Here is a 14,467-nt window from a genome sequence, read left to right as displayed (position 1 = left end):
ACACGCTCGGCCGCAGGCGGCCTCCCGGCTCGACCAGCGGGGTGCTGCTACGCATGCTGACTCGAGACCGAGACGACCTCGCCGGTCATGTAGGACGAGTAGTCGCTGGCCAGGAAGACCATCACGTTGGCGACCTCCCAGGGCTCGGCGGCGCGGCCGAACGCCTCGCCGCCCTTGAGCTCGACGAGCAGCTCGGGGCTGGTGACCTTCTCCAGGAACGGGTGCATCGCCAGCGACGGCGAGACGGCGTTGACGCGGATCCCGTGCGGCGCGAGGTCGGCGGCGGCCGAGCGGGTCAGCGCCATCACGCCGGCCTTGGCGGCGGCGTAGTGCGCCTGTCCCTCCTGCGCCCGCCAGCCGATGACGGAGGCGTTGTTGACGATCACCCCGCGCTTGCCGGCAGCGACAAACCGCTTTCCGACGGCCCGGACGCACCGGAAGGTGCCGGTCAAGGTGATGTCGAGGACCTTCGACCACTGCTCGTCGGTCATCTCCAGCACCGAAGCGGTGCCGCCGAGTCCGGCGTTGTTGATCAGCACGTCGACACCGCCGTACGCATCGGCTGCATCGAGCAGCGCATCGACCTGCTCCTGCTGGGTGACGTCGCAGGTCACAGCTGTGATCCGGTCTGCCCCGAACTCCTCCCCGAGGGCGTCGGCGGCCTCCTTGAGCCTCCGCTCGTGGGTGTCGGAGACGACGACCGCCTTGGCCCCCTCCTCGAGCACCTTGCGCACCACCGCCGCCCCGATCCCGGCACCGGCGGCCGCAGTCACGACGACGACTCGGCCCTCGAGGAGCGAGTGGCCGGGGACGTACGCGGGGGCTGGCTGCTCTGGTTTCTGGGTGCTCATGCACGGGCCTCTCTGCGTGGTTCCTGGGGGCGTGGTTCTCTGGGCAGGCCGAGCACACGCTCGGCGATGATGTTTCGCTGGATCTCGTCGGAGCCGCCGTAGATCGTGTCGGCCCGGGAGAAGAGGAAGAGCGACTGCAGCCGGTCGAGGGCGTAGTCGTCGCCGGTGGTCAGACCGGCGAGCCCGACGACGTCCATCGCCAGCTCGCCGAGGTCGCGATGCCACCTGGCCCACAACAGCTTCGAGACGCTCGCCTCGGGCCCCTCGGAGCCGGAGTCGTACGCCGAGAGGGTGCGCAGCGCGTGCAGCCGGAGCACCTCCAGCCCGACATGGGCCTGGCTGAGCCGGACGGCTATCCCGGGGTCGTCGATGGTCCCGTTGGCCCGGGCTGCCTCCTCGACGGTCTCCAGCTCGCGCGCGAAGCCGACCTGCTGGCCGATCGTCGACACCCCGCGCTCGAACCCGAGGGTCGCCATCGCGACCTTCCAGCCGTCGCCGGGCTCGCCGACCACCATGTCGGCACCGGTCACGGCGCCGTCGAAGAAGACCTCGTTGAACTCCGAGGTGCCGGTGAGCTGCTGGATCGGCCGCACCTCGACGCCGGGCTGGTCCATCGGCACCAGCAGGTAGGAGAGTCCGTGATGGCGAGACGAGCCGGCGTCGGTGCGGCACACGACGAAGCACCAGTCGGAGAGGTGGGCGTTCGACGTCCAGACCTTCTGGCCGTCGACGACCCACTGGTCACCCTTGAGACGCGCGCGAGTGCGCACACCGGCCAGGTCGGAGCCGGCGCCCGGCTCGGAGTAGCCCTGACACCACAGCTCGTCGGCCGCGACGATCCTGGGCAGGAAGCGCTCCTGCTGGGCCGTGGTGCCGTGGGCGATGAGGGTCGGCCCGAGCAGCTCCTCGCCGAGGTGGTTCACCCGCACCGGAGCGTCCGCCCGGGCGTACTCCTCGTGGAAGATCACCTGCTGGAACAGCGGCAGGCCGCGGCCACCGTGCTCCTCGGGCCATCCCAGGCAGGTCCACCCGTGCTCGGCCAGGTAGCGGTTCCACGCCAGCCGGCCCTCGTACGACTCATGGTCACGGCCGTTCCCGCCGGTGCCACGCAGGGCCGCCCACTCCCCCACGAGATGGTCGGCCAGCCATGCGCGCACCTCGGCCCGGAAGGCCTCGTCCTCGGCTGAATAGGTCAGATCCACGTCGATCACCGTACCAAACCAAGCATTTGTTTGGTAGCGTCTGCGGCATGAGCGCCACCCCAACCGAGACCAGTGTCGTGACCTACGAGACCCACGGACCCGTCGCGGTGGTGCGGCTCAACCGCCCCGACTACCGCAACGCTCAGAACTCGAAGGTGACCTACGCGTTGGACGAGGCGTTCACCCGCGCCACCAACGACGACGACATCAAGGTGATCGTGCTCGGCGGCAACGGCAAGCACTTCTGCGCCGGCCACGACATCGGCACCCCGGGCCGCGACGTCGACGAGAGCTTCGAGCGCAAGGCCGTGATGTGGTGGGACCACGTCGGCAAGGAGGGCGTCGACTCCCGCTTCGCGCGCGAGTCCGAGGTCTACCTGGGCATGTGCCGCCGCTGGCGAGAGCTGCCGAAGCCGACGATCGCGATGGTGCAGGGCGCCTGCATCGCCGGCGGCCTGATGCTGGCCTGGTCCTGCGACTTCATCGTCGCCTCCGACGACGCCTTCTTCTCCGACCCGGTGGTCAAGATGGGCATCCCCGGCGTCGAATACTTCGCCCACCCGTGGGTCACCAACCCGCGCGCCGCCAAGGAGATGCTCTTCACCGGCGGTCGCTTCTCGGCCGCGCAGGCGGAGACCTGGGGCATGGTCAACCATGTCGTGCCCCGCGACGACCTCGAGACCGAGACGCTGGAGCTCGCCGGAAGGATCGCCGAGATGCCGCGCCTGGGGCTGGCCCTGGCCAAGAAGGCGGTCAACCAGGCCGAAGACCTGATGGGCATGCGCACCGGCATGGACTCGGTCTTCGGCCTCCACCACGCCGCCCACGCCCACAACGCGGAGGTCGGCAAGGACTCGCTCTCCGGCATGGACGCGAGGTCGATGAAGCGGTGACTTTCCAACAGGGGACCCTGGAGTTCACCGAGGCCGAGGAGGCCTTCCGCCTCGAGGCCCGCGAGTGGCTCGCCGCCAACAACCCCGGCCGGCTGCCGTCGATGGACACCGCCGAGGGCGCCGCGGCGCACCGCGAGTGGGAGCGCACCCTGGCCTCGGGCCGCTGGTCGGTGGTCACCTGGCCGGAGGCGTACGGCGGCCGGGACGCGTCGCTGACCGAGTGGGTCATCTTCGAGGAGGAGTACTACCTCAGCGGGGCGCCGACGAGGATCAGCCAGAACGGCATCTCGCTGCTCGCGCCGATCATCTTCGGGCACGGCACCGAGGCGCAGAAGGAGCGCTATCTCCGCGACATGACCGACGGCACGCTCGTCTGGGCGCAGGCGTGGTCGGAGCCGGAGGCGGGGTCGGACCTGGCCTCGTTGCGGGCGACCGCGACGCGGGTCGACGGCGGTTGGCGGCTCAACGGGCAGAAGACCTGGAGCAGCCGGGCGCCCTTCGCCGACCGCGGCTTCGGGCTCTTCCGGTCGGATCCGTCCGCCGAGCGGCACCGGGGTCTGACGTACTTCCTCTTCGACCTTCACGCCGACGGCGTCACGGTGCGGCCGATCGACCAGCTCGACGGCACCCCCGGGTTCGCGGAGATCTTCTTCGATGACGTCTTCGTGCCCGACGAGGACGTGCTCGGCGGGGTCGGTGACGGCTGGAAGGTCGCGATGTCGACCGCCGGCAACGAGCGCGGTCTGTCGCTGCGCTCGCCCGGACGGTTCTGCGCCGCCGCCGGCCGGCTGCTCGATCTGTGGGCGACCGACCCGCAGCCGCACCTGCGCGACCAGGTCGTCGACGCCTGGATCGGCGCCGAGGCCTACCGTCTCTACACCTGGGGCACCGTCACCCACGTCGAGGCCGGCGGATCGGTCGGCGCCGAGGGGTCGATCAACAAGCTGTGGTGGTCCGACCTCGATCTCGCGCTGCACGAGACGGCGCTCGACCTCCTCGGCCCCGACGCGGAGCTCGAGGGCCCATGGCTCGACGACTATCTCTTCTCCCTCTCCGGCCCGATCTACGCCGGCACCAACCAGATCCAGCGCAACATCGTCGCCGAGCGCGTGCTCGGCCTGCCGAGGGGCGGCCAGAAGGGTGGAGCACAGTGAGATTCGGACGTACGTCGGAGCAGCACGCCTTCGCCGAGGCGCTCGACGACCTGCTCGAGGCCGCCGACGTCACCGCTGTCGCCCGCGGCTGGGCGGCCGGTGACCACTCGGCAGGGCTCAAGCTGTGGCAGCGGCTCGCCGAGACCGGCGTCACCGGGCTGCTGGCGCCCGAGGAGCACGGCGGCGTCGGCGCGACACCTGCCGACCTCGCCGTCGCCTTCGAGCGCCTCGGGTATCACGGTGTCCCGGGCCCGTGGATCGAGTCCGTCGCGGTCGCGCCCGCGCTGCTCGCAGACACCCCTGAGGTCGAGACGCTCGGACGCATCGCGTCGGGTGAGACGCTGGTGTCGGTGGCGTCCTCGGGCCGGGCGCTCGATGCCGACGTCGCCGAGCAGACGTACGCCTTCGGCGACGCGCTCCACCACGCGGTGGTCGGAGCCGAGCGGACGTCGGCCGACCCGAGCCGCCGGCTCTTCGAGGTGACCCTCGGGGAGCAGGTCGCCGCCACGATCGATCCGACCGCCCTGGACCTGGGCACCCTCGCCTGCTCCGCGATGCTGCACGGCGCCGGGCTGAGGCTGCTCGACGACACCGTCTCCTACGTGAAGCAGCGGACCCAGTTCGGACGCCCGATCGGCGAGTTCCAGGCGGTCAAGCACCTGCTGGCCGACGTACGCGTCGCCCTGGACTTCGCGGCTCCGCTGGTGCACAACGCGGCGGTCGAGCTCGAAGCCGGGACCACGACGGCACCCCGCTCGGTCTCGGCCGCGAAGGTCGCGGCCGGTGACGCGGCGTACCTCGCCTCGCGCACCGCGCTCCAGGTGCACGGCGCGATCGGCTACACGCGGGAGTTCGACCTGAGTCTGTGGATCCTGAAGGTGCGCGCACTGGTCGGCGCCTGGGGCACCCCAGCCGAGCACCGCGCCCGGATCCTCGCTGTGCTGACGAGCGACGGGCTGGTGGAGGCCCGATGAGGTTCGCGCTGAGCGAGGAACAGTCCGACCTGGTCGCGACGGTGCGCACGCTGATCGCCAAGCGGGCCGCGTCGATGGATCTGCGTGCGGCGCTGGCCACACCGGAGGGCTACGACACCTCGCTCTGGCAGACGCTCACCGAGCAGATCGGTGTCTCGGCGCTCGCCGTCCCGGAGGCCCACGGCGGTGTCGGCTGCACCTATCTCGAGGCACATCTCGTCCTGGAGGAGCTGGGCGCCGGCCTGGCGCCTTCGCCGTTCGTCGGCACCCTGCTGGCGACCCAGATCCTGGCCTCCGCGGACACCCCCGCGGCCCATGAGCTGCTCGAACGGATCGCCGGCGGTGCCGCGGCCGCGCTGGCGGCCAACGCCGCTGGTTCTGATCTGACTGACCGGTCAGTCAGATCAGAGACAGACCCCTCCGCCACGAGCCCGACCGCGAGCACGCAGACGTGGCCGATGGTCATCGACGGCCCGGGCGCCGAGATCCTCCTGCTCGTCGAGAACGACCGTCTCTACGCCGTCGACCCGGCCGCCGCGGAGATCACCCCCGCGCCCGCCCTGGATCCGACGATGCGGCTCGCGACGCTCGCCCTCGCCCAGGCACCCGACACCGCCGGAGATCCGATCGGCACGGTCGACCCGGCGTACGTCACCACGGTCGGCGCGACCATGATGACCGCCCTTCAGGCCGGCGCTGCGCGGGAGGCGCTGGAGCGTACGGTCGCCTACCTCAAGGAGCGCCACCAGTTCGGCCGCCCACTCGGCTCGTTCCAGGCCCTCAAGCACCGCTGCGCCGACCTGCTGGTGCAGGTCGAGACAGCTCGCACGATGAGCTGGGCGGCGGCCTGGGAGCTGACCCAGGAGACCCCCGACGTACGCCTCATCCAGGCCGCCAAGACCTGGTGCTCCGACGCGTTCTCGCAGGTCGCAGCCGAGATGGTCCAGCTCCACGGTGGCGTGGCGATCACCTGGGAGCACGACGCCCACCTCTACTTCAAGCGCGCCCACGCGACCGCCCAGCTCTGGAAGGACGTCCATGCTCGATAAAACCCTCCCCCTCACCGAGGTGACCAGCAAGCTCGAGTCCGGGATGACCATCGGGATCGGCGGCTGGGGCTCCCGCCGCAAGCCGATGGCCCTGGTGAAGGAGATCCTCCGCAGCGACATCACCGACCTGACGGTGGTCGCCTTCGGTGGCCCTGACGTCGGTCTGCTGGCACGCGCCGGGAAGATCCGCAAGCTGGTCTACGGCTTCGTCAGTCTCGACTCGGTCCCGCTCGACCCCAACTTCACCCGCGCCCGCGAGCGGGGCGAGATCCCGGAGACGAGCGAGTACGACGAGGGCATGTTCGTCGCCGGCCTCAAGGCGGGCGCCAACCGGCTCTCGTTCCAGCCGATCCGGGCCGGCCTCGGTAGCGACGTGATGGCGATGAACCCCGACCTCAAGACGGTGAGGTCGCCCTACGACGACGAGGAGTACGTCGCCGTGCCCGGCCTCCGCCTCGACGTCTCGCTGATCCACCTCAACCGCGCCGACGCGGCCGGCAACGGCCAGTACCTCGGCCCCGACCCCTACTTCGACGACCTCTTCGCGATGGCCGCCGACACCACGATCATGTCGGTCGAGCAGATCGTCTCCACCGACGACCTGACCGCCAAGGCCCCGCCGCAGACCCTCTTGGTCCCCCGGATCTTCGTCAACCACGTCGTCGAGGCCCCGGGCGGCGCCCACTTCACCACCTGCGAGCCCGACTACGGCCGCGACGAGGAGTTCCAGAAGGCGTACGTCGCCGCAGCCAAGGCCGACCCTGAGACCGACGCTGGACCCAACGAGGGCTGGACCGAGTTCGAGGAGCGTTACCTGTGACCGTGCAGACCATCAGCCGAGCAGACATCTGCGTCGCCGCCGTCTCCGACGCCTTCAAGGGCTCCGGCGAGGTGCTCGCCCACGCCGTCGGGATCGTCCCGGCCATCGGCGTACGCCTGGCCAAGGCCACCCACACCCCCGAGCTCGCGCTCAGCGACGGTGAGGCGTTCATGATGTCCGAGGCTCCCCCGCTGCTGAAGTCCGCGGCGGCCGGCGGCACCCCGGAGGCATGGGTGCCGTTCCGCAGCATCTTCGACATCGTCGCCAGCGGCCGCCGCCACTCGATGATGGGCGCCAGCCAGATCGACCGCCACGGCAACCAGAACATCTCCTCGATCGGCGACTGGCGCAAGCCGAAGCGCCAGCTGATCGGCGTACGCGGCGCCCCGGGCAACACCGTCAACCACCGTGTCGACTACTGGGTCGCGAAGCACTCCGCCCGCATCTTCGTCGACGACGTCGACGTGGTCAGCGGCGTCGGCAACGACCGCGCCACCGGCCCGGCCGGGAAGTATCACGGCCTCGGCGTCGTCGTCACCAACCTGGCTGTCTTCGGCTACGACGAGCACGGCCTGATCAAGGTCGACTCGATCCACCCCGGCGTCACTCCCGAGGAGCTCCAGGAGGCCACCGGCTTCGAGATCGACGCCTCGTCCGCCCCCCTCACCCGCGAGCCCACCCCCGCCGAGCTGGCGATCATCGAGGCGGAAGATCCCAAGGGTCTCCGTCACCGCGAGGTGCCCGAACCCTGAGACGGCGGGGAGCACTGGACGGGCACTTCATGGGGTTGACGGGTGTTCCAGTGCCCGTCAACCCCAGGGATACCCGGTCGGCCGGGTATCCCTGGGAGATCTCCCGTCAGGCCAGGATCCCAGCATGGAGCAGCTTCAGATACTGCTCCGAGAGCGTCTCGGGGGTGTGCCGCCCGTCGGGGCGATACCAGGCGACGGTGGACCAGACGCCGTCACGGATGAAGCGGTAGGTCAGTGCCGGGTCCAGGGACGCCTGGAAGACGCCCGCGGCCTGACCGGCCTCGATGACCCGGATCCACAGCGCCTCGTTCTCACGCGAGCGCTCGGCGACGAACTCGAAGCCCTCGACGGTGGAGAGGAATGACGCCTCGTTCTGGTAGAGCGCGACGGCGAGCCGCTCCCGATGGATCGTCTGGAACGACTCCGTGATCAGTCCGTCGAGGTCTGCCTGGGGGTCGACGCCGGACTCGACGATCTCGGTGAACCGCGCGTTGAGCCCGTCGAGGAAGCCCGCGAGCAGCTCGGTCAGCATCGCTTCCTTGGAGCGGAAGTGGTGGTAGAGCGAGCCGGAGAGGATCCCGGCACCGTCCGCGATGTCGCGTACGGTCGTCTGGGCGAACCCCTTGGTGGCGAACATCTCCGCTGCCAACGTGAGCAGCTCGGCCCGTCGTGTGGACCCCGTCGCCGTGCCTCGTCTTCTCGGCGCAACCCCCGTGTCAGTCATGGACGAACCCTACCAAACAAGCAGTTGCTCAACTACGCTGAAGAGCCTCATCACAGGAGGCACCGATCCGATGACCCCCCGCACGATCCCCGCTCTGCTCGAGAAGGCCAAGCAGTCCTACGCCGACCGACCGGCCATCGTCGACGGCGCGACGACGCTCACCTACACAGACCTGGCCGAGGCCGCGGAGAACGCAGCGCGGGCATTCCTCGCCGCCGGCGTACGCAGCGGCGACCGCGTCGCGATCTGGGCCCCCAACCGCTGGGAGTTCCCGGTCGCGGTGCTCGGCGCGCAGACGATCGGCGCGGCCGTGGTGCCGCTCAACACCCGCTACCGGGGGCACGAGGCGCGCGAGATCCTCGAGCGGTCACGGGCGACCGCGCTGATCACCCTCAACGGCTTCCTCGGCGCCGACTACGTGCAGATGCTCCGCGACGCCGGCCCTCTCCCCGAGCACCTGATCGCGATCGTCGACCTGTCCGGCGACGACGCCGCGAGCTCCGCTCCGGTCGTCGGCTGGTCCGCGTTCCTCGCCAAGGGCGAGGAGGTCACCGACGAACGCCTCGACGGCGCCAAGGCATCGGTGACCCCCGACACCGTCGCAGACCTGCTCTTCACCTCCGGCACGACCGGGAAGCCGAAGGGCGTGATGAGCGCCCAGCGCCAGACGATCGGGGTCGCCGACGTCTGGGCCCGGGGCGCCGAACTCACGCCCGAAGACCGCTACGCCATCGTCAACCCGTTCTTCCACGGCTTCGGCTACAAGGCCGGGTTCATCGCGGCCTTCACCTCGGGCGCAGCGGTGCATCCGATCGCGACGTACGACCCGACCCAGGCGCTGAAGCTGATCCAGGACGAGCAGATCACCGTGCTCCCGGGCGCCCCGACGATCTTCGCCACGCTGATCAACCACCCCGACCTGAAGACCTACGACATCTCCTCGCTGCGGTTCGCGATCGCCGGCGCCGCCAGCGTGCCGGAGAGCCTCTTCTCCGACATGCTCGACATCCTCGGGATCGACGAGGTCAAGGGTGCCTACGGCCTGACCGAGTGCATGGTCGCCACCGCCACCCGCCCGGGTGAAGACCCCGCCCACGTCGCCCAGGTCGTCGGCCCCGCGGTCGAGGGGCTGGAGATCCGCACCGTCACGGAGTCCGGCGAGGATGCTGCCCAGGGCGAGGACGGCGAGGTCTGGATCCGCGGCGACAACGTCATGCTCGGCTACTTCGAGAACCCGGAGGCCACCCAGGAGGCGATCGACGCCGACGGCTGGCTGCACACGGGCGACGTGGGTCGTCTCGACGAGCACGGCTGTCTGAAGATCACCGACCGGATCAAGGACATGTTCACCGTCGGCGGCTTCAACGTCTATCCCGCCGAGGTCGAGAACGCCCTCGCCGACCACCCCGACATCGTCGAGTCGGCGGTCATCGGCGTACCCGACGCCAGGCTCGGTTCGGTGGGACGCGCATTCGTCGTCGTACGGAACGACCTGGTGCCCGACGAGATCGACACCTGGTTAAAAGACCGGCTCGCGAACTACAAGCGGCCCAAGACGTACGCCGTCGTGGACGCGCTGCCTCGCAACGCCAGCGGCAAGATCCTGAAGACCGAGCTCAGGTCATGACCGGCATCAGCCGGCCGCGGCGGTCTGGCGCTCCTGGTTGATCCTGAGCGCCTTCTCGGCGAGGTCGGACCCGGCCGAGGCGTAGAGGTTCAGCACGGCGTGAGCGCCGCGCTTCTTGAGCTCGTCGCGCTCCTCGGGCCGCAGCGCGATCGCCGCGACCGTGCCGGTGAACCCGAGCTTGCGGAGCAGGTCCATCGCGAGCAGGTTGTCGCCGTGGAAGGGCATCGTGAGCACGACCAGCTCCATGCCGACGCCCTTCTTGACGCGCTCCCAGAAGTCCTGGTCGGTGGCGTCGGCCTCGACCACACGGAAGCCCTCCGCCTTGAGCGAGTCGGCCCGCAACGAGTCGTGCTCGATGGCGAGCACGTTGTAGCCCTGGGTGTCGTGGAGCTCCTCGTAGGTCGTACGCCCCACCCGGCCCATCCCGACCACCAGCGCCTTGGCGTTGCCGAGGTTGATCGGCCGGTCGGCCTCCTGGAGCCGCTTGGGGTTCTGCGTGGGCAACACCTGGTTGAGCAGGTTGATCAGCTTCGGCGCGTAGGCGTTGAAGACGGCGGCGACCAGGAACGAGAGCGAGGTCGCCACCGCGAGCACGGTCTGCCACTGGGCCGACGCCAACCCGGTCGAGGCCGCGATGACGATCACGATGAGGCCGAACTCGGAGTAGTTGGTCAGCGTGAACGAGGCCAGCGTCGCGGTGCGGTAGCGCAGGCCCATGAGCGCGAAGACCGCCACGTACGCCGCGGCCTGGAACGGCAGCAGGATCTGCAGCACCGAGGCCAGCGCGAGATCCTCGATCGAGGGCACCCCGGTCAGGCCGATGCTGAGGAAGAACGCGATCAGGAGCAGCTCCTTGGTGCTGAACAGGAGCTTGGCCAGCGCCGGCGCCTTGGCGTGCGACCCCAGGAGCACACCCACGATCAGGGCGCCGAGGTCGCCCTTGAGACCCACGGCCTCGAAGAGCCAGTGGCCGGGCACGAGCGCGATCGCCAGGCCGAAGAGGGCGGTCAGCTCGGCGGAGGTGATCTTGTCCCAGACCCGGTGGGCGAGCCAGGCGCCCGGCAGCAGCAGCACCAGCGCGAACACCCACGGCGAGGGCCAGTGGCCCTTGGAGATGGTCAGGAACACCACCGCGACGATGTCCTGCATGACCAGCACACCGATCGCGATACGGCCGTAGAGCGTGTTGTTGTCGTGACGCTCGTCGAGCACCTTGATCGCGAAGACGGTCGAAGAGAAGGAGAGCACGAACGCGATCAGCGCCATCTCGCCCAGGTCGGCGTCGGCGAGGAGCGCGAAACCGAGCGGCGCGATGCCGGCCAGCAGCCCGACACCGATCAGGATGCTGAACCCGAGGTGGGCGAAGGTGCTCAGCCAGACGTCAGGACGCAGCAGCGACCTCACGTCGAGCTTGAGACCGATGCCGAACAGCAGCAGCGTGACGCCGAGGTCGGCCAGCGTGTGCAGGCCCTCGAGCTCGCCGACGCCGGCGGCGTGCAGCCCGAACCCGGCGGCCAGGAAACCGACCAGGGGCGGCAGCTTGAGGAACATTGCGACCAACCCCGCTCCTAGTGCGACAAGCAGATAGAGCGCGGTCAGCGACATATGGTCCTTCTCCTCATGCTGAAACGTTCGGCGTCAGGGTCAACCCTGCAGGTCGCTGAAACATTTCGGCGTATTCTTTGACATTCGCACGATACCGGCTGATACCAACCCGGAGCTACGCTGGGTTGTATGGCGATGACACTTCGACTCAGCGAGAGCGACGACCGGCTGCTGACCGATCGCGCGCGCACGGAGAACCGCTCCAAGCAGGAGATCGCCCGCGAGGCGATCCGCGCCTACCTCAACGACCAGGACCGGCGCATCGAAGACCTCGAGGACGACCTGGCCGTCGCCCGCTACTCGCTGCGTCGTGAGCTCGGCGAGGTCACCTACACCCGGCACGCCGAGGCTCGCCGCACCCTCGGCCTCGACCGTCCCGCTCACGGGTGAGCTATGAGGTCGTCTGGGCCGACGAAGCACTGCAGTCGGCCGAGGCGTACGTCGACGACGACCCGGTCGGCCTGATCCAGGTCTTCGACACCGTCGACACCCTGGCCGAGACGCCGCGCGACGCCGGCGCCTACGCCTGGGGCAAGGACCGCTACCGGCTCCGCATCGGCCACTACCGGATCATCTACATCGTTGAGGAGCGCTACGTCACGGTCGCCGTGATCCACCTGGGGCGGCGCAGCGTCTAGCCCCGCTTGGCCGACCGGCGGCCGTGTAACACGCTGTTCGTTCGACTACTCGCCCTATCTGATAGGGCGAGTAGTACTTCGAACAGCGTGTTACACCGCCTGATGCGGCTCCAGTCAGATCAGCTCAGCCGCTCGATCACCAGCGCCATCCCCTGACCCCCGGCGGCACACATGGTCTCCAGGCCGTAACGCCCGCCGGTCTCCTGGAGCCCGTGAAGAAGCGTGGTCGCGAGCCTGGCCCCGGTGGAACCGAACGGGTGGCCGAGGGCGATGGCGCCGCCGTTGACGTTGACCCGATCGGGGTCGAGGCCGATCTGCGAGATGCTCGGAAGCACCTGGGCCGCGAACGCCTCGTTCATCTCGACCAGGTCGATGTCGCCGGGCGTCAGGCCGGCACGGGCGAGCGCCTGGCGTGAGGCCTCGACCGGGCCGAGCCCCATGATCTCGGGGGAGAGACCGGAGACTCCGGTCGACACGATCCGCGCCAGCGGCTCGATCCCCAGCTCCGCCGCCCGGGTGTCACTCATGATCACCAGCGCCGCGGAGCCGTCGTTGAGCGGGCAGCAGTTGCCGGCGGTGACGGTGCCGTCCTCGCGGAAGACCGGCTTCAGCCCGGAGACCTTCTCCAGCGTCACGCCTGCCCGCGGCCCGTCGTCAGCAGCGACGACCGTCCCGTCGGGGAGCGTCACCGGCGTGATGTCGCGCTCCCAGAAACCACGTGCGGCTGCAGCTTCGGCGCGGTTCTGGGAACGTACGCCCCACTCGTCCTGCGCCTCGCGCGTGATGCCGTACATCTCGGCGACGTTCTCGGCGGTCTCGCCCATCGCGAGGTGATAGTCGGGCAGGTCGCCGGTCTCACGAGGGTCTGTCCAGGCCTCGCCCGCGGCCACCCGTGCGGCGCCGCGCTCGCCGGCCTCGAGGAACTCCTCGGCCTTGGTGTCGGGCATCCCGTCGGCCTTGCCGCGCTCGTAACGGGAGACGCACTCCACCCCGGCGGAGACGAACGCGTCCCCCTCGCCCGCGCGGATCGCGTGGAAGGCCATCCGGGTGGTCTGCAGCGACGAGGCGCAGTAGCGGTGCACGGTGGTGCCGGGCACGGCGTCGAGCCCCAGACGTACGCCGACGACCCGGCCGATGTTGTAGCCCTGCTCTCCCGCGGGCTGCGCACAGCCCATCATCAGGTCGTCGAGCTGTGCCGGGTCCAGCTCCGGAACAAACGCGAGGGCGCTGCGTACGATCTGCTCGGCCAGCTCGTCGGGACGCAGATCCTTGAGCGATCCCTTGAAGGCGCGGCCGATCGGCGAGCGGGCGGCAGAGACGATGACTGCTTCGGGCACGGTTTCTCCTCAGGAGTTGGGGGTGTGCTGGAGGAAGGCGGGCCACTCGCCGCCGCCGTCGACGTCGAGCACCGCGCCGGTGATGTGCGTGGCGAGCGGCGAAGCGAGCAGGAGGCAGGCGTCCCCGATCTCCGCAGGCGTCGCGAAGACCCCGCGTGGGATGGTCGCGGCCACCGCCGCCCGTTGCTCGGGGCTGCCGTAGTGATCCTCGGATCCGGGCGTGGCGACGATCCCGCAGGAGACTGCGTTGATGCGTACGTCCGGCGCCCACTCCACCGCGAGCGAACCGGTCAGGCTCTCGACGGCGGCCTTGGCGGCGCCGTAGATCGCGGTGCCGGGGCTCGGCCGTCGTGCCGAGATCGAGCTGATGTTGACGATCGACCCCTGCGAGACCTTCAATGCCTCGTACGCCGCCTGGCAGACGTAGGCGGTCGCCAGGAAGTTGATGGCGGAGATCTTCTCGTGGAACCTCGGCGACGCCGCAGCGAAGTCGGCGTAGGGCGCCCCGCCCGCATTGTTGACGACCACGTCGAGCCGGCCGTGGCGCTCGATGATCGCACCGATCCAGGCTGCGACCTGCTCGGGCTCACGCACGTCGACCTGCGAGAAGACCGGCTTGCGGCCGTCGACGACGGGCAGCTCGTCGGGCGCGTTCCGACCGCAGATCTCGACCTCCGCCCCCGCCTCGAGGAACCGCGCCACGATGCCGGCGCCCACTCCGCGGGCACCACCGGTCACCGCGACCACCTTGCCGCTGAAGTCGATCTCGACTGCCATGTCCGGCAGTCTAGGGGTCAAACCAAGCAAATGCTAGGTTGAGGTCGCGATGACCGGCACCCGG

The 14,467-nt window shown here is 69.7% G+C and carries 15 protein-coding genes; 9 read left to right on the top strand and 6 right to left on the bottom strand.

Going from position 1 to position 14,467, the window contains the following annotated elements; genetic code table 11:
- Window positions 1–47: 47 nt before the first annotated feature.
- Both FB381_RS01705 and FB381_RS01700 read right to left on the bottom strand, forming a co-directional pair.
- Window positions 48–851 carry an SDR family oxidoreductase gene (locus FB381_RS01705; protein WP_141778685.1) on the bottom strand — a complete coding sequence of 268 codons (804 nt, stop codon included), beginning with the start codon at window positions 849–851 and terminating at the stop codon, window positions 48–50.
- A complete protein-coding gene (locus tag FB381_RS01700; protein ID WP_141778684.1) occupies window positions 848–2,053 on the bottom strand; it encodes an acyl-CoA dehydrogenase family protein in 1,206 nt (401 codons plus the stop codon). The genes FB381_RS01705 and FB381_RS01700 overlap by 4 nt, the downstream gene beginning before the upstream one ends.
- 47 nt (window positions 2,054–2,100) lie before the next feature.
- Between FB381_RS01700 and FB381_RS01695 the strand changes: the two genes are divergently transcribed.
- The 6 genes from FB381_RS01695 to FB381_RS01670 are packed head-to-tail and all read left to right on the top strand — an operon-like array spanning window position 2,101 to window position 7,695.
- Window positions 2,101–2,946 (top strand): enoyl-CoA hydratase, encoded by an 846-nt coding sequence (locus FB381_RS01695; RefSeq protein ID WP_141778683.1) that lies wholly within the window; start codon window positions 2,101–2,103, stop codon window positions 2,944–2,946.
- Complete coding sequence (locus tag FB381_RS01690) at window positions 2,943–4,100, top strand: acyl-CoA dehydrogenase family protein (RefSeq protein ID WP_141778682.1); 1,158 nt, start codon at window positions 2,943–2,945, stop codon at window positions 4,098–4,100. Before FB381_RS01695 ends, FB381_RS01690 begins: the two co-directional genes overlap by 4 nt.
- Complete coding sequence (locus FB381_RS01685; protein ID WP_141778681.1) at window positions 4,097–5,074, top strand: acyl-CoA dehydrogenase family protein; 978 nt, start codon at window positions 4,097–4,099, stop codon at window positions 5,072–5,074. Before FB381_RS01690 ends, FB381_RS01685 begins: the two co-directional genes overlap by 4 nt.
- A complete protein-coding gene (locus FB381_RS01680) occupies window positions 5,071–6,123 on the top strand; it encodes an acyl-CoA dehydrogenase family protein (protein WP_141778680.1) in 1,053 nt (350 codons plus the stop codon). The genes FB381_RS01685 and FB381_RS01680 overlap by 4 nt, the downstream gene beginning before the upstream one ends.
- The gene (locus FB381_RS01675) at window positions 6,113–6,943 is read left to right on the top strand and encodes a CoA transferase subunit A (RefSeq protein WP_141778679.1); all 831 of its coding nucleotides are present in this window, start codon (window positions 6,113–6,115) and stop codon (window positions 6,941–6,943) included. The genes FB381_RS01680 and FB381_RS01675 overlap by 11 nt, the downstream gene beginning before the upstream one ends.
- Window positions 6,940–7,695, top strand: a complete 756-nt coding sequence (locus FB381_RS01670; protein WP_141778678.1) for a CoA-transferase subunit beta — start codon at window positions 6,940–6,942, stop codon at window positions 7,693–7,695. The genes FB381_RS01675 and FB381_RS01670 overlap by 4 nt, the downstream gene beginning before the upstream one ends.
- Before the next feature lie 106 nt (window positions 7,696–7,801).
- Here FB381_RS01670 and FB381_RS01665 read toward each other — a convergent pair whose 3' ends face one another.
- Window positions 7,802–8,419, bottom strand: a complete 618-nt coding sequence (locus tag FB381_RS01665) for a TetR/AcrR family transcriptional regulator (RefSeq protein ID WP_141778677.1) — start codon at window positions 8,417–8,419, stop codon at window positions 7,802–7,804.
- 70 nt (window positions 8,420–8,489) lie between these two features.
- Between FB381_RS01665 and FB381_RS01660 the strand changes: the two genes are divergently transcribed.
- Window positions 8,490–10,046, top strand: coding sequence for an AMP-binding protein (locus FB381_RS01660; protein WP_141778676.1), 1,557 nt, complete (start codon window positions 8,490–8,492; stop codon window positions 10,044–10,046).
- A gap of 6 nt (window positions 10,047–10,052) precedes the next feature.
- On the opposite strand, the gene FB381_RS01655 is transcribed toward FB381_RS01660, so the two are convergent.
- Window positions 10,053–11,651, bottom strand: coding sequence for a cation:proton antiporter family protein (locus tag FB381_RS01655; RefSeq protein WP_141778675.1), 1,599 nt, complete (start codon window positions 11,649–11,651; stop codon window positions 10,053–10,055).
- 129 nt (window positions 11,652–11,780) lie between these two features.
- Between FB381_RS01655 and FB381_RS01650 the strand changes: the two genes are divergently transcribed.
- Window positions 11,781–12,041 (top strand): ribbon-helix-helix protein, CopG family, encoded by a 261-nt coding sequence (locus FB381_RS01650; RefSeq protein ID WP_141778674.1) that lies wholly within the window; start codon window positions 11,781–11,783, stop codon window positions 12,039–12,041.
- Window positions 12,038–12,289, top strand: a complete 252-nt coding sequence (locus FB381_RS01645; RefSeq protein ID WP_141778673.1) for a type II toxin-antitoxin system RelE family toxin — start codon at window positions 12,038–12,040, stop codon at window positions 12,287–12,289. Before FB381_RS01650 ends, FB381_RS01645 begins: the two co-directional genes overlap by 4 nt.
- 119 nt (window positions 12,290–12,408) lie before the next feature.
- Here FB381_RS01645 and FB381_RS01640 read toward each other — a convergent pair whose 3' ends face one another.
- Window positions 12,409–13,626: an acetyl-CoA C-acetyltransferase gene (locus FB381_RS01640; protein WP_141778672.1), complete on the bottom strand. Its 1,218-nt coding sequence runs from the start codon at window positions 13,624–13,626 to the stop codon at window positions 12,409–12,411.
- A gap of 9 nt (window positions 13,627–13,635) precedes the next feature.
- A complete protein-coding gene (locus FB381_RS01635; RefSeq protein ID WP_141778671.1) occupies window positions 13,636–14,403 on the bottom strand; it encodes an SDR family oxidoreductase in 768 nt (255 codons plus the stop codon).
- Window positions 14,404–14,467: the final 64 nt, after the last annotated feature.

It is taken from the genome of Nocardioides albertanoniae (assembly GCF_006716315.1).
Classification (GTDB): Bacteria; Actinomycetota; Actinomycetes; order Propionibacteriales; family Nocardioidaceae; genus Nocardioides; species Nocardioides albertanoniae.
Note: the sequence above shows the minus strand (reverse complement) of the source record. Positions and strands in the feature narration are given on the sequence as shown.

What these genes read in the sequence shown, in the direction of transcription:
- FB381_RS01635 (WP_141778671.1), bottom strand. Translation starts at nt 14,403, where the DNA reads ATGGCAGTCGAGATCGACTTCAGCGGCAAGGTGGTCGCGGTGACCGGT.
- FB381_RS01665 (WP_141778677.1), bottom strand. Translation starts at nt 8,419, where the DNA reads ATGACTGACACGGGGGTTGCGCCGAGAAGACGAGGCACGGCGACGGGG.
- FB381_RS01650 (WP_141778674.1), top strand. Translation starts at nt 11,781, where the DNA reads ATGGCGATGACACTTCGACTCAGCGAGAGCGACGACCGGCTGCTGACC.
- FB381_RS01705 (WP_141778685.1), bottom strand. Translation starts at nt 851, where the DNA reads ATGAGCACCCAGAAACCAGAGCAGCCAGCCCCCGCGTACGTCCCCGGC.
- FB381_RS01695 (WP_141778683.1), top strand. Translation starts at nt 2,101, where the DNA reads ATGAGCGCCACCCCAACCGAGACCAGTGTCGTGACCTACGAGACCCAC.
- FB381_RS01680 (WP_141778680.1), top strand. Translation starts at nt 5,071, where the DNA reads ATGAGGTTCGCGCTGAGCGAGGAACAGTCCGACCTGGTCGCGACGGTG.
- FB381_RS01675 (WP_141778679.1), top strand. Translation starts at nt 6,113, where the DNA reads ATGCTCGATAAAACCCTCCCCCTCACCGAGGTGACCAGCAAGCTCGAG.
- FB381_RS01660 (WP_141778676.1), top strand. Translation starts at nt 8,490, where the DNA reads ATGACCCCCCGCACGATCCCCGCTCTGCTCGAGAAGGCCAAGCAGTCC.
- FB381_RS01655 (WP_141778675.1), bottom strand. Translation starts at nt 11,651, where the DNA reads ATGTCGCTGACCGCGCTCTATCTGCTTGTCGCACTAGGAGCGGGGTTG.